This window comes from Flavobacterium gelatinilyticum (assembly GCF_027111295.1).
GTDB lineage: Bacteria > Bacteroidota > Bacteroidia > Flavobacteriales > Flavobacteriaceae > Flavobacterium > Flavobacterium gelatinilyticum.
Genome location: NZ_CP114287.1, coordinates 2,515,369 through 2,540,382, shown reverse-complemented (window position 1 = coordinate 2,540,382; position 25,014 = coordinate 2,515,369). Strand labels below are relative to the sequence as shown.

At 35.8% G+C, this 25,014-nt stretch carries 23 protein-coding genes; 18 read left to right on the top strand and 5 right to left on the bottom strand.

Annotated elements, in window-relative coordinates; all coding sequences use genetic code 11:
- The first annotated feature begins 26 nt into the window (after positions 1-26).
- Positions 27-2,093 carry a DNA primase gene (gene dnaG / locus OZP11_RS10730; RefSeq protein ID WP_281235197.1) on the top strand — a complete coding sequence of 689 codons (2,067 nt, stop codon included), beginning with the start codon at positions 27-29 and terminating at the stop codon, positions 2,091-2,093.
- A gap of 84 nt (positions 2,094-2,177) precedes the next feature.
- Here dnaG and OZP11_RS10725 read toward each other — a convergent pair whose 3' ends face one another.
- Both OZP11_RS10725 and nadE read right to left on the bottom strand, forming a co-directional pair.
- The gene (locus OZP11_RS10725) at positions 2,178-2,807 is read right to left on the bottom strand and encodes a response regulator transcription factor (RefSeq protein WP_121362197.1); all 630 of its coding nucleotides are present in this window, start codon (positions 2,805-2,807) and stop codon (positions 2,178-2,180) included.
- A gap of 92 nt (positions 2,808-2,899) precedes the next feature.
- Positions 2,900-3,706, bottom strand: coding sequence for an NAD(+) synthase (gene nadE, locus OZP11_RS10720; RefSeq protein WP_281235196.1), 807 nt, complete (start codon positions 3,704-3,706; stop codon positions 2,900-2,902).
- 98 nt (positions 3,707-3,804) lie between these two features.
- Between nadE and gldB the strand changes: the two genes are divergently transcribed.
- Positions 3,805-4,758, top strand: a complete 954-nt coding sequence (gldB, locus tag OZP11_RS10715; RefSeq protein WP_281235195.1) for a gliding motility lipoprotein GldB — start codon at positions 3,805-3,807, stop codon at positions 4,756-4,758.
- On the top strand, positions 4,758-5,093 hold the full coding sequence (gldC, locus tag OZP11_RS10710; protein ID WP_281235194.1) for a gliding motility protein GldC: 336 nt from the start codon (positions 4,758-4,760) through the stop codon (positions 5,091-5,093). Before gldB ends, gldC begins: the two co-directional genes overlap by 1 nt.
- A 261-nt stretch (positions 5,094-5,354) precedes the next feature.
- On the opposite strand, the gene OZP11_RS10705 is transcribed toward gldC, so the two are convergent.
- The 3 genes from OZP11_RS10705 to OZP11_RS10695 form a co-directional block, all read right to left on the bottom strand.
- The gene (locus OZP11_RS10705; RefSeq protein WP_281235193.1) at positions 5,355-5,981 is read right to left on the bottom strand and encodes a hypothetical protein; all 627 of its coding nucleotides are present in this window, start codon (positions 5,979-5,981) and stop codon (positions 5,355-5,357) included.
- 193 nt (positions 5,982-6,174) lie between these two features.
- Positions 6,175-6,789 (bottom strand): ribosome biogenesis GTP-binding protein YihA/YsxC, encoded by a 615-nt coding sequence (gene yihA / locus OZP11_RS10700; RefSeq protein ID WP_281235192.1) that lies wholly within the window; start codon positions 6,787-6,789, stop codon positions 6,175-6,177.
- Between the two features lie 40 nt (positions 6,790-6,829).
- Positions 6,830-7,594, bottom strand: coding sequence for an alpha/beta fold hydrolase (locus tag OZP11_RS10695; RefSeq protein WP_281235191.1), 765 nt, complete (start codon positions 7,592-7,594; stop codon positions 6,830-6,832).
- 381 nt (positions 7,595-7,975) lie between these two features.
- On the opposite strand from OZP11_RS10695, the gene OZP11_RS10690 reads away from it, so the two are divergent.
- The 15 genes from OZP11_RS10690 (at position 7,976) to ftsZ (ending at position 24,909) form a co-directional block, all read left to right on the top strand.
- Positions 7,976-8,449, top strand: coding sequence for a division/cell wall cluster transcriptional repressor MraZ (locus tag OZP11_RS10690; protein ID WP_281235190.1), 474 nt, complete (start codon positions 7,976-7,978; stop codon positions 8,447-8,449).
- On the top strand, positions 8,424-9,332 hold the full coding sequence (gene rsmH / locus OZP11_RS10685; RefSeq protein ID WP_281235189.1) for a 16S rRNA (cytosine(1402)-N(4))-methyltransferase RsmH: 909 nt from the start codon (positions 8,424-8,426) through the stop codon (positions 9,330-9,332). Before OZP11_RS10690 ends, rsmH begins: the two co-directional genes overlap by 26 nt.
- Before the next feature lie 18 nt (positions 9,333-9,350).
- A complete protein-coding gene (locus OZP11_RS10680; RefSeq protein ID WP_281235188.1) occupies positions 9,351-9,698 on the top strand; it encodes an FtsL-like putative cell division protein in 348 nt (115 codons plus the stop codon).
- Positions 9,689-11,695, top strand: coding sequence for a penicillin-binding protein (locus OZP11_RS10675; protein ID WP_281235187.1), 2,007 nt, complete (start codon positions 9,689-9,691; stop codon positions 11,693-11,695). The genes OZP11_RS10680 and OZP11_RS10675 overlap by 10 nt, the downstream gene beginning before the upstream one ends.
- The gene (locus tag OZP11_RS10670) at positions 11,692-13,155 is read left to right on the top strand and encodes a UDP-N-acetylmuramoyl-L-alanyl-D-glutamate--2,6-diaminopimelate ligase (protein ID WP_281235186.1); all 1,464 of its coding nucleotides are present in this window, start codon (positions 11,692-11,694) and stop codon (positions 13,153-13,155) included. The genes OZP11_RS10675 and OZP11_RS10670 overlap by 4 nt, the downstream gene beginning before the upstream one ends.
- 79 nt (positions 13,156-13,234) lie before the next feature.
- Positions 13,235-14,467, top strand: a complete 1,233-nt coding sequence (gene mraY, locus OZP11_RS10665) for a phospho-N-acetylmuramoyl-pentapeptide-transferase (protein WP_281235185.1) — start codon at positions 13,235-13,237, stop codon at positions 14,465-14,467.
- Positions 14,468-14,519: 52 nt separating this feature from the next.
- Positions 14,520-14,870: a four helix bundle protein gene (locus OZP11_RS10660; protein WP_281235184.1), complete on the top strand. Its 351-nt coding sequence runs from the start codon at positions 14,520-14,522 to the stop codon at positions 14,868-14,870.
- Positions 14,871-14,933: 63 nt separating this feature from the next.
- Positions 14,934-16,265, top strand: coding sequence for a UDP-N-acetylmuramoyl-L-alanine--D-glutamate ligase (gene murD / locus OZP11_RS10655; RefSeq protein WP_281235183.1), 1,332 nt, complete (start codon positions 14,934-14,936; stop codon positions 16,263-16,265).
- 69 nt (positions 16,266-16,334) lie between these two features.
- Positions 16,335-16,694, top strand: a complete 360-nt coding sequence (locus tag OZP11_RS10650) for a four helix bundle protein (RefSeq protein WP_281235182.1) — start codon at positions 16,335-16,337, stop codon at positions 16,692-16,694.
- 60 nt (positions 16,695-16,754) lie between these two features.
- Positions 16,755-18,074, top strand: a complete 1,320-nt coding sequence (locus OZP11_RS10645) for an FtsW/RodA/SpoVE family cell cycle protein (RefSeq protein WP_281235181.1) — start codon at positions 16,755-16,757, stop codon at positions 18,072-18,074.
- Between the two features lie 33 nt (positions 18,075-18,107).
- A complete protein-coding gene (murG, locus tag OZP11_RS10640) occupies positions 18,108-19,193 on the top strand; it encodes an undecaprenyldiphospho-muramoylpentapeptide beta-N-acetylglucosaminyltransferase (protein WP_281235180.1) in 1,086 nt (361 codons plus the stop codon).
- Positions 19,194-19,351: 158 nt separating this feature from the next.
- On the top strand, positions 19,352-20,701 hold the full coding sequence (murC, locus tag OZP11_RS10635; RefSeq protein ID WP_281235179.1) for a UDP-N-acetylmuramate--L-alanine ligase: 1,350 nt from the start codon (positions 19,352-19,354) through the stop codon (positions 20,699-20,701).
- Positions 20,688-21,410, top strand: a complete 723-nt coding sequence (locus tag OZP11_RS10630; protein WP_281235178.1) for a cell division protein FtsQ/DivIB — start codon at positions 20,688-20,690, stop codon at positions 21,408-21,410. The genes murC and OZP11_RS10630 overlap by 14 nt, the downstream gene beginning before the upstream one ends.
- 6 nt (positions 21,411-21,416) lie before the next feature.
- A complete protein-coding gene (ftsA, locus tag OZP11_RS10625) occupies positions 21,417-22,826 on the top strand; it encodes a cell division protein FtsA (protein WP_281235177.1) in 1,410 nt (469 codons plus the stop codon).
- 85 nt (positions 22,827-22,911) lie between these two features.
- Positions 22,912-24,909, top strand: coding sequence for a cell division protein FtsZ (gene ftsZ, locus OZP11_RS10620; protein ID WP_281235176.1), 1,998 nt, complete (start codon positions 22,912-22,914; stop codon positions 24,907-24,909).
- The last annotated feature ends 105 nt before the right edge of the window (positions 24,910-25,014 follow it).

Here is a 25,014-nt window from a genome sequence, read left to right as displayed (position 1 = left end):
AATTTTTAAAAAAAACAATTTACGTTTTGATTTCACAAACTACAATAGACGCTGTTTTTGAAACTGCTCGTGTCGAGGAGGTTATTGGTGATTTTGTCAATTTAAAACGTGCCGGAAGTAACTTTAAAGGACTGAGTCCGTTTTCAGATGAACGTTCGCCGTCGTTTATGGTTTCGCCTGCCAAAGGAATCTGGAAAGATTTCAGCTCCGGAAAAGGAGGGAACTCGGTTGCCTTTTTAATGGAGCATTCTCATTTTACCTATCCAGAAGCCATTCGTTATCTGGCTAAAAAATACAATATCGAAATCGAAGAAACCGAGCAGACAGATGCCGAAAAAGCAATGACAGATGTTCGGGAAAGTATGTATCTCGTATCGGAGTTTGCTGCAAAATACTTTCAGGATGTGCTTATAAATTCAGAAGAAGGAAAAGCAATTGGTTTGTCATATTTTAAAGAAAGAGGATTTACTCTCGAAACCATTAAAAAATTTAATTTAGGATATTCTCCCGAAACCTGGGATGCCCTGACCAAAGAAGCACTGGGAAAAGGATATAAATTAGAATTTTTAGAAAGTACAGGTTTAACTATTGCCAGAGAGGACCGTCCTTTTGACCGTTTTAAAGGTCGTGTCATGTTTCCTATTCAAAGTATGTCCGGAAGGGTTTTAGGCTTTGGAGGACGTATTTTAACTAATGATAAAAAAGCGGCAAAATATTTAAACTCTCCCGAAAGTGATATTTACCATAAAAGTAAAGTGCTTTACGGAATCTATCATGCCAAACAGTCGATTGCCAAGCAAAACAACTGTTATTTGGTCGAAGGATATACAGATGTTATTCAGTTTCATCAGGCCGGAATCGAGAATGTTGTAGCTTCATCCGGAACTGCCTTAACGCCGGACCAGATTCGTTTGATAAACCGTCTGACACGAAATATTACCGTTCTTTTTGATGGAGATGCGGCCGGACTTCGTGCTTCTATCCGCGGAATCGATTTGATTCTTGAAGAAGGCATGAATGTAAGAGTCTGTAATTTTCCTGATGGAGAAGATCCGGACAGTTTCGCCCGAAAAAATTCGCATGATGATCTGGTTGCGTATTTAGAAAACAACAGTAAAGATTTCATACAGTTTAAAGCTTCGATTTTGATGAACGAAGCCAAAAACGATCCAATCAAAAAAGCCGATCTGATTCGCGATATGGTTACGAGTATTTCTAAAATACCGGATCGTATTCAGCGTGAAGTATATATTCAGGAATGTGCCCGTATTATGGATATTTCCGAGCAGGTTTTGGTGAGTACTTTAGCACAGCTGATTCAGAAAGATATAGCTGACGCGAATAAAAAGCAGAAACAGGAACAAAGACCTTTTGAAGTAGTTAGGAACCAGCCTCCGCAAGCAGGAACGTTTTCAGGCGGAGATCCGGAAGACCCAAGAACAGGACCTCCGGATGATTATCCGGGAGATCCGGGATATTATCCGCAAGAACAAAATCAAAAAGTAGATATTTTATATGGCTTTGAAAGAAAAGTTATTGAGATATTGTTATTGTACGGCAGTGTAGTTGAAAATTTTGAAGATGTTTTCCTGAAAGCAGATGAAGAAGGAAATGTAAAAGAAGTGTCAGAAAAAAGAGAATATAAAGTATTCGAAAAAGTATATTTAAGCCTTCAGGAAGATGAGGTAGAATTGTCTAATGCTTTATTTCAAAACATTTATAATAATATTATTGATTTTTATAATCAGAATGAGACATTTAGTTTAGATAAATATTTAATGCATTTAGAACCTGAATTTGCTCAGGAAGTTACCAATATTTTAATGGAAGACGAAAGATTGACCATTCATAACTGGGAAGGGCAGAATATTTTTCCAAAACATAAAAATGTAACAATCGAACAAAATGTTTCAGATACGATATTTTCTATGAGATGGTTTTTGGTTTCTAAAATCATTCACGAATTAAAAAATTCTTTGATGACTGATCCGCAGGACGACAATTCAGAAGTCCTGTCTATGGTTGTAGATTATTCGAAACTGCTGAATAACTTCTCGAAAAAGCTGGGCAGGGTAGTAGTTCCTTATCACTAATAAATCAAAAAGCTCTATACTGATTACAATATAGAGCTTTTTTTATGGTTGATGATCTGTTGAACAAATCAGGATACCATCAAATTAAATAATTTCTAAAGTCTTAGCTTTATTTACTAAGTCAACTAAGTTAGTAACATTTAATTTCGTTAATAACCTTAGTTTGTAAGTACTGATCGTTTTTTCGTTCAGACTTAAGATCTTAGAAATTTCATTGTTTTTCTTACCATCACTTAAATAACGTAAAACCTCGATTTCACGGTTAGATAATTTTCTGTACAAACGCTCGCTTTTGCTTTGTTTAGCGATAAGCGCCATGTTTTTACGTACAGTTTCGTTGATGATAATTTTTCCTTCGTGTACTTTAATAATAGAAAGACCTAAAGTTTCAAGTTTTTCTGTTTTGTGTACATACCCGGATACTCCTGCTTTAATAGCATTTGGAGCGTACATTTGCTCAGCAAGATCACTGAAAATTACAATTTTTGTTTTTGGGAAATTTTTCAAGATTGATTTAACCTCAAAGATACTTGAAAGACCTTCTAATTCCAGATCTAAAATTAGGATGTCGATCTCCTTTGTTTGAAGGATATCTCTAACCATTGAAAAATTGCCTACGTTAGCAACAATTGAAATTTGATCGTGGTCTTTGAAATAAGACTTAACGCCAAAGTGAGTCACAGGATGATTGTCTGCAAGACATACTTTAATCATAATTTTACCTTTTTAGAATTGTTATCATGTTTTTGGAGCTGTAAAATTAATAAATAAATTCTGTAATTAATTGCAGACAAATGTTAAAATATTTATTTTAACGTTTTTGGGATGATACAAACCGGAATTGGATCCATTTTATGCTTGTTGCTGGTGTTTAATCTTTTATAAATTTCAAAGACAGATTTTTCTCTCCCATCGAAGTCATCTGCCGTATTTCCTGACTCTGAGGCCAGCATAGCCCATTCTAATTCGTCGTAACTGGCGCCTAATTGATCCTCATCTGTACGGTTATCTCCAAAAAGTCCGTCAGTAGGAGCGGCAGTTAAAATTGATTTCGGAATGTCTAAAAATTCTCCTAAGGCGTAAACATCAGATTTCATTAAATCGGCAATCGGACTCAAATCTACACCTCCATCCCCGTATTTTGTATAAAATCCTACACCAAAATCTTCGACCTTATTGCCTGTCCCTGCTACTAATAGCCCGTTTATTCCTGCTAAATAATATAAAGAAGTCATGCGTAAACGTGCTCTTGTGTTAGCAAACGATAAATTAACTTTTGTTGAATCTTTTGATATGGGTACAATACTCTTAAAAGCTTCAAAAGTCGAAGTTAAGTCAGTTTCAACACTTGAAACATTTGGGAAACGACTTTTTAACTGATTAATATGTTCTCTTCCTCTAGAGACCTGACTTTCAGCTTGATGAATTGGAATTTCGACGCATAAAACCTGCAGTCCGGTCTGGGCGCACAGCGTAGAAGTTACTGCAGAGTCTACTCCGCCGGAAATTCCAATCACAAAACCGTTCGATTTTGCGTTAACAGCATAATTTTTTAACCATTCAACAATATAGGTATTTACTTTTTCTGTCTGAATTGTGCTTTTTTTAGCCATAATAGTTCAAGTTTTAAGATGCAGGGGTTATATTTGCAGAATTATTTTTAAGTATATCATAACTTAAAATCCAGCAACACAAATCTAATTAAAATAAAATGAAATTATATCGCTTTGCAGTGGTTCTATGCTTGTTTTTTTTGTCTTGTGATCAAAAAACAAAGGTTGAAAAAGCAGTTGAGGAAATTCCGGTTGATATTAAAGTAGAGCGCTTTGATAAAGTGTTTTTTGAATCTAAACCCGAAGATCTTTCTAAAATAAAAAAACAATACCCATATTTCTTTCCGGGGAATGATGATAATGTATGGCTTCAAAAAATGAAAGAACCAATCTGGAAAGAGGTGTATGATGAGGTTCAGAAGAAATACAGCAATTTTGAGCCGGTTCGTGAAGAATTTAATTCGCTTTTCCAGCACGTGAAATACTATTTCCCAAAAACCAAAACGCCAAAGGTTATTACTATAATAGGAGAGATGGACTATAATTCTAAAGCGATTTACGCAGACAGTCTTGTTGTAGTTGCTTTAGAATTGTATTTAGGTAAAGATCATAAATTTTATGAGTTTCCAAATTACCTGAAACAGAATTTTGAAGAAAAGCAGATCATGCCGGATGTTGTTTCGAGTTTTACATACAGAAATATTCCAGCCTACGCAGATAAAAACCTGATTTCGCAAATGATTTTTGAAGGGAAACAATTGTATGCAAAAGATTTACTGCTGCCTGAATACACAGATGCCGATAAAATGGGATACACTCCGGAACAGATAAAATGGTGTGAAGAAAATGAAAACTATATGTGGCGCTATTTTCTTGAAAATGAAATGCTCTATAGTTTAGATCCTAAATTAACATCCCGTTTTATAGCACCGGCACCGTTTTCTAAATTTTATTTAGAAATAGATAATGAATCTCCGGGAAGAGTCGGGGCCTGGATAGGCTGGCAGATTGTTCGCTCGTATATGAAGAACAACAACGTATCGCTGTCAGAATTATTAAAAATTAATGCAAAAGAAATTTTCGAAAAGTCAAAATATAAACCTAAGAAATAATGTCAAATACAATAAAATCAGAAATTAAATTTAACGTCGAATTAGACGAAAACCGTGTTCCGGAAAAATTAACATGGAGTGCACAGGATGGCGGTGTAGTTGCAGAAGAAGCAAAAGCCATTATGTTGTCTATCTGGGACAGTAAGGCGCAGGAAACTATGCGTATTGATCTTTGGACAAAAGATATGCCGGTTGATGAAATGAAAATTTTCTTCCACCAGACTTTGGTTGCAATGGCAGATACTTTTAAACGTGCCACAGACGACGAAAAAATGTCAGATACTATGAAAGATTTCTGCGATTACTTTGCAGAGAAACTGGAGCTTACGAAATAATAAATCAAAATTTCGATATTAAAATTCCAAATTCCAATTCTGTTGGGGTTTGGAATTTTTTGTGTAATTTTTTCTGCGTATTGTACTAATTTTACTGACTCATGTGTTGATTATATACATTTTGTTATTTCGTAAAAAAAAGAGAAAAATAAAAAAAATCTGCGATCTCAATTTTTGCTTGTAAAATCTCTTTTGTACTTTGCTTAAAGCCTTTGCATACATTGCGGTTAAAAGTACGATCCAGTATTGGTGGAATTTATTCTACTTGACAGACTTTTTCTCAATGTCTTTAAATGCCTTTTTTAGAGCTCCCTTCATCAGCGCGTACGTATTTTTGTAAAGCGCCACATTATCTATAAGTTTATCTGATTTTTGTGTTTCCCAAACCGATTCTGTAGATTGTTTTCTGGTTACACCTACCACGTTTTGCGAGTAAATAATTTGCTGCAGGTTTAAGTCGTAAATTTCTACAATTACCGAAGCTTCATTTTTTCCTGTTTCACGATCACTTTGATATAATTCAATAGCAGAAAAGTCGCTTCTGTTCTTTTTTGTAGAAATATTAATGAAGAAATCAAATCCCGTTCCTTCCTTCAGTTCTTTTAATCGGGTTGCATTTGGATTTAGCGGAATTTTTCTGGGAACAAGCAATCCGTTTACATCATGAATATAGGATACACGATCTACTAAGTTTTTTCTAAAGAATTTTAAAGACGTCTCGGTTAATTCGTCTTTGGAATCTTTTGGCGCGTCCAGTTCGTTTAATAACCATTTTCCGGAAGTAAAGTCAACGCCGGTTTGTTTTGGAGTTAAGAAAATGTACGATGGTGAACTGCACGATAAAAAAAGAGAAAGAAGAAAAATAGAACAAAGCAGTCTGGTTTTCATAGATCTTAGGGTTAGTTAATTCAAATATAATCAAATTAAATTCCAAAAGTAAGGGTAATAATCAATGGTGAAATTTCAAATTCCAATAAAGCGGAGTTAATATTCAATAAAAAAATCCCAAAATCCAAGCTTTGCAATTGGATTTTGGGATTTCAATAGTATTGATTCCGAATTTGGAATTTAATTTTTAAAACTATGAGTTGTTTTTAAACATTTCCTGGTTTACTTCATCTATATAAGATAAGACTTCATCTCTTCCAATTGATTCTGTTGAAGAAGTTACAAAGTAATGAGGCATCTCTGCCCAGTTATTCGCGTACATCTGTTTGCGGTACGCTGCTATATGGGAATCAATTTTTCCTTTACTTATTTTATCTGCTTTGGTAAAAATAATACAAAACGGAATTTCACTTTCGCCCATATATGACATAAATTCAATGTCTATTTTTTGAGCTTCGTGACGAATGTCAATCAAAACAAAAGCACATACTAACTGCTCTCTGTTTTCAAAATAGTCTGTAATGAACTGCTGGAAAACCGACTTTGTTTTTTTAGAAACCTTAGCATATCCATAACCAGGTAAATCGACCAAAAACCAGTTGTTGTTGATTTTAAAGTGATTTATTAATTGAGTTTTTCCCGGCTTTCCTGATGTTTTTGCTAAATTTTTATGGTTGGTAAGCATGTTAATCAACGATGATTTACCAACATTTGACCGGCCGATAAATGCGTATTCCGGCAAAAAATCCTTCGGACATTTTGAAGCATCAGAATTACTGACAATAAATTCGGCGCTGTTAATTTTCATGTTTTTTATTTTTTAACTTCTAAAAAAGCGAAGTTAGATGCTATAAATTCTTTTCGGTAAGCCACTTTTCGAGAATTTCGTTGAATTCGTCAGGGTGCTCCATCATAGCTGCATGTCCGCATTTGTCAATCCAGTACAAAGTCGAATTAGGCAGTAAAGTATGGAATTCTTCAGCAACATTTGGCGGTGTTACCGAGTCATTTTTACCCCAAATGATACAGGTTTCAACTGTCATTTTTGGTAAATCTTTGGCCATATTATGGCGTATTGCACTCTTGGCAATTGTTAAAGTTTTGATTAATTTGATGCGGTCATTTGCTGTTGCGTATACTTCATCAATCAGTTCCGGAGTTGCAATTTTTGAGTCATAAAATACATCTTCGGCTTTCTTTTTAATGTATTCGTAATCGCCTCTTCTTGGGTAGCTGTCTCCCATTGCGCTTTCGTAAAGACCTGAACTTCCTGTGATTACGAGTCCTGCAACTTTTTCAGGATATAGCTTCGTGTGATATAGTGCGATATGTCCTCCTAATGAATTTCCTAGTAAAATAACTTTGTCAAAGCCTTTAAAGGTGATAAAGTCTTTTACATATTTAGCAAAACTTTTTACGTTCGTTTTTAAGATACTCTGCGTGTATATTGGCAAATCAGGAATAACAACTTTGTATCCTTTCGTTGGGAAATATTGTGCTACACCATCAAAGTTGCTAAGGCCTCCCATTAATCCATGTAAAATAACAATAGGGGTTCCTTCTCCAGCTTCATAATAGCTGTATTTGCCTTCTTTTTTGTAGTTTTTGTCCATCTGGTTTTGTGCCAATTTCAATTTCGACAAATATAGGGTTTAATAAATAAAAATGGATTTTTGACGCCATTTTTTAACTACATAATTTTAGTAGAATTTCTAAATAATTAAAAATCAACTTTTTGAGTGGGTTTTGTTAGATTATGTAAATGTTAAATAGGCTGCGATATACTTAATTTTTTAAGAGAATGACTGTTTAATTTTTGTAATTGTTAAAAGAAATTATCTTTTGATTAATTAATGTCTAAAGTATTGATTAATTAATCTTTACGCGAAGTGGTAGTAAAGTGGTTAAACTTATCAACAAAGTGGTATTAAGTGGTAATATGTGGTAAAATTTTTTATATTTTTGCTGTGTAACATGTTAAGTAGTTTTTTTTCTTGAATACGATTGTTGGAACATATGAGTGTAAGGTAGATGCAAAGGGGAGGTTAATGATACCGGCACCCCTAAAAAAGCAGTTGTCTTCCTCGCTTCAGGATGGTTTTGTCCTGAAACGTTCTGTTTTTCAGCAATGTCTGGAGTTGTATCCAATGGAAGAATGGAATTTAATGATGGCGAAAATTAATAAGCTGAATCGTTTTGTAAAAAAGAACAATGATTTCATCCGCAGATTTACTGCCGGCGTAAAAGTGGTAGAGATTGATGCATTAGGTAGATTATTGGTGCCAAAAGATTTAGTTACGTTTTCGGGTATTTCTAAAGATGTTGTTTTTTCATCTGCGGTTAATATTGTGGAAATTTGGGATAAAGATTTATACGAAAAATCAATAAGCGGCGAAGATATGGATTTTGCTGATTTAGCCGAGGAAGTAATGGGAAATATTAATGACGACGACAATGGAATATCATAATCCGGTTTTGCTTCATCCGACTGTTGATGGTTTAGATATTAAGCCGGACGGCATCTACGTAGATGTTACGTTTGGCGGAGGAGGGCACTCAAAAGAGATTTTAAGACGATTAGGCCCAAACGGAAGGCTGTTTGCTTTTGATCAGGACGAAGACGCACTGGCAAATGCACTGCCGGACGAAAGGTTTACCTTAATTAATGAAAACTTCAGATTTATAAAAAGATTTCTGCGTTTTCATGGTGTTAAAGCGGTGGATGGGATTCTGGCCGATTTAGGAGTATCATCACATCAGTTTGATGTTCCGGAAAGAGGTTTCTCTACCAGATTCGATGCCGAACTGGATATGCGGATGAGTCAGAAGAATGATTTAAATGCTTATCGGGTGGTTAACGAATATGAAGAACAGGATTTACGTCGTGTTTTTTTTGATTATGGGGAGTTGAAAAACGCACCGGTTCTGGCCAGAACAATTGTAGAAGCCAGAAGAGATTACCCAATCAGAACGACAGATGAATTAAAAGAAGTGCTGAAAAAATACCTGCCGGAAAAAGTACGAAACAAAATTCTGGCCCAGATTTATCAGGCGATTCGAATTGAGGTAAATCAGGAAATGGATGTTTTAAAAGAGTTCATTGAGCAGTCTCTTGAAATTTTAAAACCGGGCGGACGATTTTCAGTAATCTCATACCATTCTCTTGAAGACAGACTGGTAAAAAGATTTATTAAAAACGGAATGTTCGAAGGAGAACCAGAAAGAGATTTTTACGGAAACTTTTCGGTACCGTTTAAAACCATCGGAAAACTGATTGTCCCGGACGACGAAGAAATCAAAATAAACAACAGAGCAAGAAGTGCAAAATTGAGAATTGCCGAAAAGATATAATATATATAGGTAGAAAAAATGAAAAGTGGAGTATTCGCAATATTAAAAGCAAGGTTTCTAATTCATGATGATGCCATAAAAAACTGGAGGTTCATTGTGTTTATAATTCTGCTGGCGATTTTGATGATTGCAAATACACAGCGATACGAACAAAAGGTTTTTGAAATAGCAAAACTAAACAATGAAGTTAAAGAACTAAGATCTGAATTTGTAGACAGGCGTTCTGAATTGATGAAATTAAAAATGGAATCCACGATTTCGGATAAAATGCAGGAAAAGCAAATATTCCCATCGACGGTTCCGCCAATAAAAATAGAAGTTAAAAAAGAAGAAGAAAAAAGTTTCTTTAAAAGAATATGGCAGTAGACGATAAACATATATCCTACAGAATTTACCTCGTAGCAGTTTTCATCTTTTTGATGGCAATTGCTATTGTCGTTAAATTAACCAATATTCAGTGGGTGCAGGGAGACTATTACAGAAAACTGGCAAAACAGCGTACTGTTAGAAATTTTGTAATTCCGGCCAACAAAGGAAATATTTATTCTGCTGACGGAAGCTTACTGGCAACCTCAATCCCGAATTATGAAATTCGTTTTGATGCAAAAGCGCCAAAACAGGAAACATTTGAAAAGTATGTAAAACAACTTTCAGATTCTCTTGAAACAGTTTTAGACAGACCGTCAGGATATTATGAAAAGGAATTACGAAAAGCAAGAGTCAATAAAAATCGTTATTACCTGATTGCCCGAAATTTAAGTTACACAGAATATGTAAAAATCAAAGGATTTCCATTATTCAAATTAGGCGCTTTTAAAGGTGGTATAATAGTAGAACAGGAAACAGTAAGAAAACACCCGATAGGGAAAATTGCCGAAAGAACCATTGGTTATGACCGTATTGATCCTGCAACAGGAACAGAGGTAGGAAAAGGAATCGAATGGGCTTTTAAAAATTACCTAAACGGAAAAGACGGTAAAATTTTAAAACAAAAAATTGCAAAAGGACAATGGAAGCCTATTCGTGATGTAAACGAGGTAGATCCAATTGATGGTTACGATGTAATTTCGACAATAGATGTTTTTATTCAGGATATTGCGCATCACGCTTTACTGAAACAATTAGAAGATTACGAAGCAGATCATGGCTGTGTGGTGGTTATGGAAACCGAAACAGGGCATGTAAAAGCGATTTCGAATTTAGGAAGAGCAGAAGACGGATCGTATTACGAAACTACAAATTATGCAATTGCTGAGTCTCATGAACCAGGATCTACTTTTAAACTAGTTGATTTAATGGCTATTCTAGAAGATAAAGTAGCTGATACAAGTACCGTTTATGACAGTCAGGGCGGTGTCGTTAAATATTACGGAAGATCTGTACGTGACTCGCATCATGGCGGCTACGGAAAAGTTTCATTAGCACGCGGATTCGAACTTTCGTCAAATACGGTAATGGTTCAGGCAGTTTACAATAATTACAAAAACAATCCCAGAAAGTTTGTAAATCATATTAAATCATACGGATTAGATAAAACATTAGGACTGCATTTTAAAGGAGAAGGAAGACCGTACATTCCACAGCCAGGAGACAAACATTGGTCAGGAACTACACTTCCGTGGATGGCTTTTGGGTATAATGTTTCGGTTACGCCAATGCAGACACTGGCTTTTTACAATTCAGTTGCCAATAATGGCGTAATGGTAAAACCTCAGTTTGTATCTGAAATTAAAGAATGGAATAAAACCATTAAAAAGTTTGATGTTGAGGTAATTAATCCAAAGGTTTGTTCACCTGAAACGTTGAAGAAAGTAAAAGCAGTTTTAGAAAATGTAGTTAAAAAAGGAACAGGCTCTAAATTGTATTCGAAAGATTTTTCGATGGCAGGAAAAACCGGAACAGCTATGGTTAATTATAGCAAAGCAGGAAGAGAGGGAATGTATTATGCTTCTTCTTTCGTAGGATATTTTCCGGCAGATCATCCCAAATATTCCTGTATTGTAGTGGTTCACAAGCCAAATACAGCTAAGAATAATTATTACGGAGCAGATGTTGCAGGGCCGGTTTTTAAAAGAATCGCTCAAAAGATTTTTACAGATGCACCATCAACCAATAAAATAAAACAGCTTGATTCTAAAATCGCCAAACAGGAAACCAGTTATGATAAATACGATTTAGAATCAAGAAAGAAAACCAATCAGATTCCGAATTTAAAAGGAATGCCGGGAATGGATGCCGTTGCCTTACTTGAAAATCTGAATGTAAAAGTGAAAATTATTGGAGTTGGAAAGGTTAAAAAACAATCTATTCAGGCCGGAGAAACTATAATTAAAAACACAACTATAGTATTAGAATTATCGTGAAAATACTAAAAGACATATTATATAAAGCTGCCATTGAATCTGTAACAGGTTCAACAGAAATCGGCATTCAAAAAATTGAATTTGATTCACGCAAAGTGCAGTCAGAAGATGTTTTTGTGGCCATTCGCGGTTCACTTTCAGACGGGCATGATTATATAGAAAAAGCGATACAACTAGGGGCAGCTGCAATTATTTGTGATACGCTTCCTGAAAATATTCAAAAAGGAATCACTTATATTCAGGTAAAAGATACCAATACAGCTTTGGCATTTATGGCTGCTAATTATTTTGAAGATCCTTCTGCAAAATTAAAATTAGTTGGCGTAACCGGTACAAACGGGAAAACTACAATTGCCTCATTATTGTTTCAGCTTTTCAAAAAAGCAGGATTTAAAGTTGGATTATTATCAACCGTAAAGATAATGGTCGATGAAACAGAATATCCGGCAACGCATACTACACCAGACTCAGTCACGATCAATCAATATTTGAATGAAATGATTGAAGCAGGTGTGACACATTGTTTTATGGAAGTAAGTTCACACGGAATCCATCAAAAACGTACCGAAGCCTTGCATTTTGCAGGAGGGATTTTTACGAATCTTTCTCACGATCATTTGGATTATCACGCAACTTTTGCAGAATACAGAGACGTTAAAAAATCATTTTTTGATTCGCTGCCAAAAACAGCTTTCGCATTATCAAATATCGATGATAAAAACGGAACCGTAATGCTTCAAAACACAGTGGCAAGAAAGTTTACCTACGCTCTTAAATCGTATGCCGATTTTAAAGCTGTTATTTTAGAAAGCCAGTTATCAGGATTGTTATTAAAGATAAATGATAATGAAGTCTGGGTAAAACTAATAGGAACTTTTAATGCATACAATGTTCTGGCTATTTACGGAACTGCCGTAGAGCTGGGAATGGACAGCCTTGAAGCCCTGCGTTTATTGTCTGATTTAGAAAGCGTTTCAGGACGTTTTCAGTACATCGTAACCGATGCAAAAGTAACTGCAATTGTAGATTATGCACATACACCGGACGCTTTAGAAAATGTACTGAAAACAATTGATGATATCCGTACAAAAAACGAACAATTGATTACAGTTGTAGGCTGCGGTGGAAACAGAGACAAAACAAAGAGACCAATTATGGCAAAAATTGCTTCAGATTTAAGTGATAAAGCAATTTTAACATCAGATAATCCAAGAAACGAAGATCCGGAAGTGATTTTAGATGAAATGGAACAAGGTGTAGAAGCTCATAATTACAAGAAAATATTAAGAATTACGGATAGAAAGCAGGCTATAAAAACGGCTTGTCAATTGGCTCAGCCAAATGATATTATTCTGATTGCCGGAAAAGGACATGAAACCTATCAGGAAATAAATGGTATTAAACATCATTTTGATGATATGGAAACGGTAAAAGAAATTTTAGATCAACTAAATAAATAATAATAAATTTTTAAGTTCAAATACCGCCGCACAATTGGAATTTGGAGTTTCAAAATTGGAATTTAAAAAATAGAAAAATATGCTGTACTATTTATTTGAATATTTTGACAAGACACTGGATATACCGGGAACAGGAGTTTTCCAGTATATAACTTTTAGATCGGCATTGGCATTTTTGCTTTCATTGCTGTTGTCAACTATTTATGGTAAAAGAGTGATTAACTTCCTTCGCCGCCAGCAGGTTGGAGAAACAGTACGTGAACTTGGTTTAGCAGGTCAGAACGAAAAAGCGGGTACACCAACTATGGGAGGGTTAATTATCATTTTTGCAACATTAGTTCCGGTTTTTCTGTTTGCCCGTCTGCACAACATTTATATTGTTTTGCTTATTGTGACAACGTTATGGATGGGAACAATTGGTTTTGTGGATGATTATATCAAAATATTCAAAAAAGACAAACAAGGGCTTAAAGGGATCTTTAAAGTTATTGGTCAGGTTGGATTAGGAATTATCGTAGGAGCTGTTCTTTATTTCAATCCTGCCGTTACCGTAAGAACAGATACAGGCCGTACCGATGTTTTTAAAGCAGCAGCAAATACAACAGTTATACTTCCGGCGCCGGTTGAAGAAAAATCGACAGCAACGACGATTCCTTTCGTAAAAAACAATGAATTTGATTATGCGGAAGTTCTCTCGTTTATGGGAGACGGATACGAAAAATGGGCTTGGCTGATCTTTATTCCGGTAGTAATTTTTATTATCACCGCAGTTTCAAACGGAGCAAATTTAACAGACGGCATCGACGGTCTCGCGGCCGGAACCTCCGCAGTCTCAGTACTTGCACTCGGGATATTTACATTTGTTTCGGGGAATATTATTTTCTCAAACTATCTAAATATAATGTATATCCCCAATTCAGGTGAAATGACGGTTTTTATCTCGGCATTTGTGGGGTCTTTGATTGGTTTTCTCTGGTACAACTCGTTTCCTGCCTCAGTGTTTATGGGTGATACAGGGAGTTTAACAATTGGAGGTATCATCGCAGTTTTGGCAATTGCAGTTCGTAAAGAAATATTGATTGTTTTATTCTGCGGTATTTTCCTTGCCGAAAGTGCTTCGGTAATTATACAGGTTAGTTATTTTAAATATACCAAGAAACGTTTTGGTGAAGGCCGAAGAATTTTCCTGATGTCACCACTGCACCATCATTATCAGAAAAAAGGATATCACGAAAGTAAAATCGTAACCCGATTCTGGATTGTAGCCGTGATGTTAGCCATATTATCAATCGTTACTTTAAAATTAAGATAATCTCAATTAAAAATTGAGAATTAAAAATTAAAAGGTTGCACGTTCTTATAAAATGAAAGAAAATATTGTTCAGGATAAATCATTTGATTTTGCGGTGAGGATTGTCAATTTGTACAAGTACCTAACCGAAACAAAAAAAGAGTTTGTTCTGAGTAAGCAGGTTCTCAGATCTGGAACTTCGATAGGAGCAAACATCGAAGAATCAATTGGAGGACGTTCTGATAAAGAGTTTTTATTCAAGCTTGAAATTTCATATAAAGAAGCAAGAGAAACGATTTATTGGTTAAAGTTGTTAAAAACAACAGATTATATCTCTGTAAATGAATTCGAGAGCATCTTTAAAGAAGCAGATGAGATTTGCAGAATATTGGCGAAAATTATATTAACCTTAAAAGGAAAATAGGAATTTATTAAAAGTCACAGCTGATTTTTAATTTTTAATTCTCAATTTTTAATTAAATAGAGTATGAGGCTAGTAATATTAGGCGGAGGCGAAAGCGGCGTTGGAACCGCGATCCTCGGTAAGAAACAGGGATACGATGTTTTTGTATCCGATTTTGGAAAAATAAAAGAGAGTTACAAAGAAGTTCTTATTATTAATAAAATTGCCTGGGAAGAAGAACAGCATACAGAAGATTTGATTCTAAATGCCGATGTAGTGATGAAAAGCCCTGGAATTCCGGAGAAATCTCCGATAGTAAAAAAGCTGATTGCTGCGGGAGTAAAAGTAATTTCAGAAATCGAGTTTGCTATACCTTTTACAGAAGCACTCACCATAGGGATTACAGGAAGCAATGGTAAAACCACCACCACAATACTCACGCACCATCTGCTGAAATACGCAGGATTAAATGTAGGATTGGGAGGTAATATAGGAAAGAGCTTCGCCTGGCAGGTAGCCGAAAACAAATACGACGCATACGTTCTTGAATTAAGCAGTTTTCAGTTAGACGGAATTATAAATTACAGGCCCGATATCGCTATAATAACGAACATCAGCCCGGATCATTTGGACCGATATGAATATAAATATGAAAATTATATCAATTCGAAATTCCGAATAACGATGAACCAGACCGAAAGTGATTATCTCATTTATGATGCAGACGATGAGGCAAGTACAGAGTGGTTAAAAAACAATAAAACAAAAGCAAAATTAATTCCTTTTTCATTGACCAAAACATTCGATGAAGGAGCTTCTATAAATAACAACAAAATGGAAATTAAGATCAACCAAGAAGAGTTTACAATGGACACAGAACACATTGCGTTAGAAGGAAAACATAATATGAAAAACGCAATGGCAGCAAGCTCTGTAGCAAAATTGATGCAAATTAGAAATGCAACAATCCGCGAAAGTTTATCTAATTTCCAAGGTGTTGAACACCGTTTAGAAAAAGTATTAAAAATTCAGAATGTACAATACATCAACGATTCAAAAGCAACAAATGTAAACGCTACTTTCTTTGCCTTAGACAGCATGAATGTTCCAACGGTATGGATTGTAGGCGGGGTTGATAAAGGGAATGATTACAACGAATTAATGTCATTAGTGCGCGAAAAAGTAAAAGCCATTATTTGTTTAGGAATCGATAACCGTAAAATCATCGACGCTTTTGGAGCCGTAGTAGATATTATGGTTGAAGTAAATAACATGAATGATGCTGTAAAAACAGCGCAAAGATTAACAGAAAAAGGTGATGCCGTTTTATTGTCTCCAGCATGCGCAAGTTTCGATTTATTCGAAAACTACGAAGATCGTGGAAAGCAGTTTAAACAAGCAGTGCATAATTTATAATTTTAGATTTTAGAGTTCAGATTTTAGATTGTTTCTAATCTTTGAATTCAACGATAAGTTCTTTTGAGTATGACGACGAATGAAATGAAGGTGAGAACTAAGAAATTCTCTTTGATGGTAATTGATTTAGCTGAAAAACTGCCTAATACCAATGTAATTAGATCAATTGCAAGTCAAATAGTAAGAAGTGGAACATCGGTAGGGGCGAATTATAGAGCCGTTTGCAGAGCTCGAAGTGATAAAGAATTTGTTGCCAAAATGAATATAGTTTTAGAAGAAGCAGATGAAACCTTGTTTTGGATCGAAATTATAAAAGAAAAAATGTGGCTTTCCAAAGAAGAACTGGAAATAGCTATAAAAGAAGCGAATGAATTGACAGCAATTTTTGTAAGCAGTTTAAAAACAGTAAACAACAGAATCGATAAATAAAAAAATCGAAGATTTTAAAAATAATCTAAAATCTAAAATCAGAAATCTAAAATTAAGATTATGAAAGAGCTGGTAAACAAACTAAAAGGAGATAGAGTAATATGGTCATTCGTGGCTTTATTGGCTTTGTTTTCGTTTATGCCTGTTTTTAGTGCGAGCAGTAATCTGGCGTATATTGGTCATGGAACAGGAAATACGTTAGGATATCTGGTAAAACATTTAGCTCATGTTTGTATAGGCTTCCTGATTATTTACTGGGTTCACAAAGTGCCGTACCATTATTTCAGGGCGATTTCAAAAATTGCGCTTCCTGTAGTTTGGTTATTATTGCTTTATACCTTACTGAAAGGAACTGTAATAGCAGGAGCAAATGCAAGTCGTTGGATTCAGGTACCCTTTATCGGAATCACGTTTCAGACATCAACCTTAGCGGCAAGCGTATTATTTATTTACGTTGCCCGTTATTTGTCGAAAACCAAAGAAGAAAACGAACCGTTTCAAACTTCGTTTATTCAGCTTTGGATTCCGGTTTTTATTACACTGGCATTAATTTTACCGGCAAACTTTTCGACCACCGCGTTGATTTTTGCAATGGTAATGATGCTGACGTTCATTGGAAAATATCCGTTAAAATATATTGCCTTTATCATAGGATCAGGAATTGCTATGCTGGCATTTTTCCTTTTGGTGGCAAAAGCATTTCCGGATTCAAGATTCTTCAGCAGGGTGTCAACCTGGGAAAGTCGTATTATGAACTTTACCACAGACAAACCCGACGAAGATGATTATCAGATTGAAAAAGCAAAAATTGCAATTGCATCAGGAAAGTTAGGCGGATTAGGACCGGGAAAAAGCGTTCAGAAAAACTTTTTACCGCAATCATCTTCCGACTTTATTTATGCCATTGTAGTAGAAGAATATGGTTTAGTAGGCGGGGTTTCAATATTGGTATTGTATTTATTATTACTCTTCCGATTTGTAATTGCCTCACATAAAGCCACAACATTATTTGGAAAATTAGTCGTCGTTGGTCTCGGTTTCCCTATGATATTTCAGGCCATGATTAATATGGCAGTTGCCGTAGAATTGCTGCCGGTAACAGGGCAGACATTGCCGCTGATCAGCTCCGGAGGTAGTTCAATCTGGATGACTTGTTTCTCTCTTGGAATCATTATCAGTGTAACCAAGAAAGAAGAAGAAATTGCCGAAGAACAGCAGGAAAAAGAAAGAAGAAAAGAAGCACTGCAAAGATTAATAGATAAAGAACTCGCCGAAGAAGATTTGGCAAGTAATGAAAAAGAAGAGATTTACGAAGAAGAAGCAATGTATTCAATCGAAGATGCTTCGAGAAATCCAATGAATGCAGTTTTAAATAAATAAAGGGATAAATAGTTTAACGATAACTATTAGAATATGACAAAGTATAAATTCATACTAAGCGGAGGCGGAACAGGAGGACATATTTATCCTGCAATTGCGATTGCAAATGAATTAAAAATGCAATATCCTGATGCTGAATTTCTTTTTGTAGGCGCCAAAGATAAAATGGAAATGCAGAAAGTGCCTCAGGCGGGGTATGAAATAAAAGGTCTTTGGATCGCCGGTTTACAGCGAAAACTGACCTTGCAAAACATGATGTTTCCGTTAAAACTGGCATCTAGTTTATTGGAGTCAAAACGAATTATTAAAAAATTCAAGCCAAATGTAGTAATTGGAACCGGAGGATTTGCCAGTGGTCCTTTATTGCAGGCGGCAGGCGGGGCAGGAATTCCAACTGTAATTCAGGAGCAGAATTCTTTTCCGGGAATTACAAACAAACTGCTGAGCAAAAAGGCGAATGCTATTTGTGTGGCATACGAAAATTTAGAACGTTTTTTTCCAAAAGATAAAATCGTTTTAACTGGAAATCCGGTTCGTCAGGATCTTATAGATATTGAAACAAAACGTGACGAGGCAATTGCTTTTTACGGTTTGGATCCAAATAAAAAAACACTGTTGGTTTTAGGCGGCAGTTTAGGAGCGAGAAGGATCAACCAGCTAATCGAAAAAGAACTGCAGAATTTCCTTTCGCAGGACGTTCAGATTATCTGGCAGTGCGGAAAATTGTATTTTGAGGATTACAAAAAATACAATCAGGAAAACGTAAAAGTGGTTGATTTTATCGAAAGAATGGATTTTGTGTATGCAGCCGCAGATGTCATTATTTCACGTGCCGGTGCATCATCAGTTTCAGAATTATGCATCGTGGGAAAACCGGTAATTTTTATTCCGTCTCCTAATGTAGCTGAGGATCACCAGACTAAAAATGCTCAGGCGATTGTAGAAGCAAAAGGCGCGATTTTGTTGAAAGAATCTCAGCTCGACGACGAATTTAGCATTGTTTTTGAAGCGCTGCTGAAAGATGACGGAAAACAAAAGCAACTGAGTGCAAACATTAAAAAACTGGCTAGACCGGATGCAACAAAAGTTATAGTAGAAGAAATTAAGAAGTTGTTATAATATAATATTTTACGAAAATTATACAACGCAGATAGTAAAAAAGAAGGCTATTTTAGGCAATTTAGGCTTGAAAAGACTTTAGAAAACGCAAAGAGTTAATTGCTAGATTCTTACAAAAAAACGTAAGACGGTAAACAAGTCTGAAAAACAAATTTAAAATGAATTTAGATCAAATACAAAACGTTTATTTTATAGGTATCGGAGGCATCGGGATGAGTGCTTTGGCTCGTTATTTTAAGCATATCGGGAAAAATGTTTCCGGTTATGATAAAACGCCTTCCATGCTTACAAGTGAATTGATTGAAAGCGGTATTGATATTCATTTTGAAGATAATATCAGTTTAATTCCATCTGACTATTATGTAGAAAACACACTGGTTATTTTTACGCCGGCTGTACCTATGACACATTCAGAGTGGAATTATTTTATCGAAAGACATTATCAGGTTAAAAAACGTGCCGAAGTTTTAGGGATCATTACAAAAGGCACCTTTAGTTTTGCAGTAGCCGGAACACACGGTAAAACCACAACATCCAGTATTTTAGGGCATATTTTACATGAAAGCGGTGCCGATGTTACGGCATTTGTAGGCGGTATTGTAGAAAACTACAACTCAAACTTAATTGGAAACGGTAAAACTGTAACCGTTGTAGAAGCAGATGAATTTGACCGTTCGTTTTTGCATTTACACCCCAATATTGCGTGTGTAACTTCTATGGATGCAGACCATTTGGATATTTACGGAACCAGCGATGCAATTCAGGCTTCATTTGTTGAATTTGCCTCAAAAGTAGAAGATAGAAACAAGTTATTCATTACCAAAGAATTGCCTCTTGAAGGCGTTCAGTGTGCGATAAATGAATACGCGGTATACAAAGCATACAATGTTAGAATTGAAGACGGAAGTTATGTTTTTGATGTGCAGACGCCGTCAGAAATCATGAAAGACCTTCGTTTTGGACTGCCGGGAAAACACAATCTGATGAATGCGTTAATGGCAATTGCAATGGCAAAAACATACGGAACAACAACAGATGCTGTTGCAAAAGCACTTGCTTCGTTTAACGGAATCAGAAGACGTTTTTCATATCAGATTAAATCAGAAAAATTAGTTTATATAGATGATTATGCACATCATCCAACAGAAATAAATGCTGTACATCAAGCTGTTAGGGAATTGTATCCGGGACGTAAAGTTTTGGCTGTTTTCCAGCCTCATCTATTCAGCAGAACAAGGGATTTTGCCGATGGATTTGCAGAAAGTTTATCGCAGTTTGACGAGGTGTTTTTAATGGATATTTACCCTGCAAGAGAACTTCCTATGGAAGGAATTACATCAGAATGGCTGTTGGGAAAAATGACAAATTCGAACAAAAAAATTGTTACAAAAGAAAAATTATCAGCAGAAATCAAAGCCAGTGATGCGCCGGTAATTGTAACAATAGGAGCTGGTGATATTGGAGAAATGGTACCGTCAATCAAAAAGATTTTAAATGAAAATATTTAATTGGACAAACATTCGATTAGTACTCATTTTAGGCCTTGTTTTGTTCTTATATTCGTTCGCTCAGCATCGAAACGGAGACAGAAAACTGAAAAAATCTATGGTCGTTTTTGTAGGTGAAAATACGCTTTTCATCAAGCCTGAAGCGGTTAATAAATTGTTAATAGAAAATAAACAACAGGCTTCCAGTATTAGAAAAGATGAAGTAGATTTGAATAAAATAGAGAAAACCCTCAATGAACAGGACATGATCGAGAAGTCGGATGTTTTTGTAAGTATTGACGGGGTTCTGAAAGCGGTAGTAAAACAGAAGACACCCATAGCAAGAGTTTATGATGGTGTCAGCTCTTTTTATATTGACTATGAAGGAAATAAAATGCCTTTATCAGACAATTTTACGGCGCGAGTTCCTCTTGTTTCAGGGGCAATAAATGAAAAAAATAACGAAGATTTAGCTGCTTTATTTCGCACAATTTACGACGATGCGTTTTTGAGAAAAAACATCATTGCCATTCAAATTATGCCGAATGGCAGCCTAAAAATGTTTAACCGAAACTATGATTACTTCATAGATTTTGGCCGTACAATGAATGTTGACAGAAAATTTAGAAACTATAAAGCCTTTTTTCAAAAGGCTGTTTTGGATAGTTCGTTATATAAATACAGTAAAATTGACCTTAGGTTTACGGAACAAGTAGTTTGCACTAAATAATAGAAAATGGAAAAAGATAATATTGCAGTAGGTCTAGATATTGGAACGACAAAGATAGTTGCCATGATAGGCAAGAAAAATGAGTATGGCAAACTGGAAATTTTGGGTATTGGCAAATCCAAAAGTCTGGGAGTTGCAAGAGGAGTTGTAAATAATATTACGCAGACTATTCAGTCAATTCAACAGGCGATACTTGAAGCAGAAAATAATTCAGGATATAAAATAAAAGATGTTGTTGTGGGTATTGCCGGACAACACATCAGAAGTATTCAGCATACAGATTACATCAGCCGTAACAATCCCGAAGAAGTAATTGGCGAAAAAGATATTCAGCTTTTAATCGATCAGGTAAATAAACTGGCAATGCTGCCGGGAGAAGAAATTATTCACGTACTGCCTCAGGAATTTAAAATCGACGGACAGTCTGAGATTAAAGAACCAATCGGAATGTATGGCGGAAGACTAGAATCCAGTTTTCACGTTGTAGTGGGACAGGCTTCATCTATCAGAAACGTAGGCAGATGTATTCAGAGTTCAGGAATTGAATTATCTGGATTAACATTAGAGCCATTAGCTTCTGCAGATGCGGTTTTGAGCCAGGAAGAAAAAGAGGCCGGTGTTGCGCTTATCGATATTGGGGGCGGGACAACCGATTTGGCTATTTTCAAAGACGGTATTATCCGTCATACAGCCGTAATCCCTTTTGGAGGAAATGTAATTACAGATGATATTAAAGAAGGCTGTTCGATTATCGAAAAACAAGCCGAACTTTTAAAAATAAAATTCGGATCAGCATGGCCGGGAGAAAATAAAGACAACGAGATTGTTTCTATTCCGGGGCTGAGAGGAAGAGAACCAAAAGAGATTTCATTAAAAAATCTTTCTAAAATTATCCACGCTCGTGTGGTGGAAATTGTAGAACAGGTTTTTGCAGAAATTAAAGCCTACGGACACGAAGATCCACGCAAGAAGTTAATTGCAGGAATTGTTCTTACAGGAGGCGGTGCGCAATTAAAGCATATTAAGCAGTTGGTTGAGTACATCACAGGAATGGATACCAGAATTGGATATCCAAACGAGCATCTGGCAGGAAATTCAAGCGAAGAAATTTCAAGTCCGTTATTTGCAACTGCTGTTGGTTTAGTAATGAACAGTATCGAAAACAGTACACAAAGTGCTGTAAGAATGGAGCTGGTTAACGAACAGCCAAAAGTGGTGTATAAAAACGTAACTCCGCCGGTACAGCGATACGAAGTAGAAGAAAACTACGTTGAAAGAGTAGAAGCTGTCGAGGAAAAAACTGTAGAAACAAGAACAGTGAAAGCTGGGGCAGAATCTACAGAAACAAAAATTAGAAGATCATTTTTTGACAGATATGTCGACAAAATCAAAGATTTTTTAGACAACGCTGAATAATAATAGAGAGAGAAAAGGAATTACTTTTTGCCCCAAGTCAAGAAGTAAAAAATGTACTAAATAAGAATTTCAAAAAACCAAAAAGATGATGAGCAACTCAGAATTTGGAAGTATTTCATTTGATTTACCAAAAAACCAATCAAATGTAATCAAAGTAATAGGTGTAGGTGGAGGTGGAAGCAATGCTATTAACCACATGTTTAAACAAGGTATTAAAGGTGTTGATTTTATAGTTTGTAATACCGATTCGCAAGCACTGCAGAACAGTTCGGTGCCTAACAAAATTCAGTTAGGAGTAAATTTAACAGAAGGTCTGGGAGCAGGAGCAAATCCTGATGTAGGACAACAGTCTGCTATTGAGAGTATTGCTGACATCGAAAAAATGTTAGACCGCGGTACCAAAATGGTATTTATTACTGCTGGTATGGGTGGTGGTACAGGTACAGGTGCTGCTCCGGTAATTGCTCAATTGGCAAAAGAAAGAGAAATCCTTACGGTGGGTATCGTGACAATTCCGTTTCAGTTTGAAGGGAAAGTACGTCAGGAGCAGGCGCTTTTAGGGATCGAAAAACTGCGTAAACAAGTTGACTCTTTAATTGTTATCAACAACAATAAATTAAGAGAAGTTTACGGAAACCTTGGTTTCAAAGCAGGATTCTCTAAAGCTGATGAAGTTTTGGCAACAGCCTCAAGAGGTATTGCCGAAGTAATTACGCACCACTATACCCAAAATATCGATTTACGTGATGCCAAAACTGTTTTGGCAAACAGCGGAACAGCTATTATGGGATCTGCTGTGGCAGAAGGAGAAAACAGAGCAAAAGATGCTATCGTATCTGCACTGGATTCACCTTTATTAAATGACAATAAAATAACAGGAGCCAAAAACGTATTGTTGCTTATCGTTTCTGGGTCTAACGAAATAACGCTTGACGAAATCGGGGAAATCAACGATCACATCCAGGCAGAAGCAGGTTACAATGCTAATATTATCATGGGAGTTGGTGAAGACGAAACTCTTGGTGAGGCTATTGCCGTAACTATTATTGCTACTGGTTTTGATGTTGAACAACAAAACGAAATCGTAAATACGGAGCCTAAAAAAATCATTCACACGTTAGAAGATGAGCAGAGAAGCGTTCATAATTTAACAAACAGAACTCTTACTTCTTTTGATGTAAATGCTGAAACACCTGCAGCAAAACAAGAAGAAAGAATTGTATTTGATTTAATGGAAGATACGGTTGCTCCCGTAGCTCAAACTCCGGTAACACAAGCATCTACACCAACAATCAATCAGGAGGAATTGGTGGTAATGTCTGAGTTTATCAAGAATCTTGATGTAACTTTTGAAATCGTTTCGCCAATTACCGATATTGATTTTAAAATTTCGACTCCGGCAGCCGAAACTTTCCAGCAGGAAGTAAAACCTGTACAGCAGCAAAGAACTTTTGAAAGAGAAGAACAACAACAGACTTTTTCATTTGATCTGCCGCTTTTCAGATCTGAGCCAGAAGTTAAAAAAGAACCGGCTGCAGAACAACAGCAGGATAATAAAATTGTTTTCGAATTAACAAACGAAACTAAAAATATCAAAGTAAACGATCCGGTTTCATTTGTTCCGGTAACAGAGCTTTCTGATAAAGGAATTATTAAATATTCTCTGGAAGAATACATGGAAGTCGAAAACGACCTAATGGCATCTAAACCAGTTGAAAAAGTGGTTGAAGATACCATTCCGGAAGAATTGAATATTACGTTAAAATCAAGAGCTGATTTTGCAAGCCAGCCTGATTTTTCAACAACTTCGGAGGTTTCTCCAATGGAGTTGACAATTGAAGAAACACTGCGTTTACGTGCAGAGGAAAGAAGAAAGAAACTAAAAGAATTTAATTATAAATTTCACAATAACGTTTCAAGAATCGACGAGCTGGAAAAAGAACCGGCTTATAAAAGATTAGGAATCGATTTGTCGAATTCGCAGTCAAACAACGGAAGTTCCAGAATTTCTGTAGGGACAGACAGTAACAACGATTTACAGCTGCGTTCAAATAATTCATTTTTGCACGACAACGTAGATTAAGGCTGTAATCTTAATAATTTAAGATGACCCGAAAATTGCATTTAATTTTCGGGTTATTTTTTTTATCTTCGCACAGAATTTAGAAATTTGACTTCTTTAATTAAC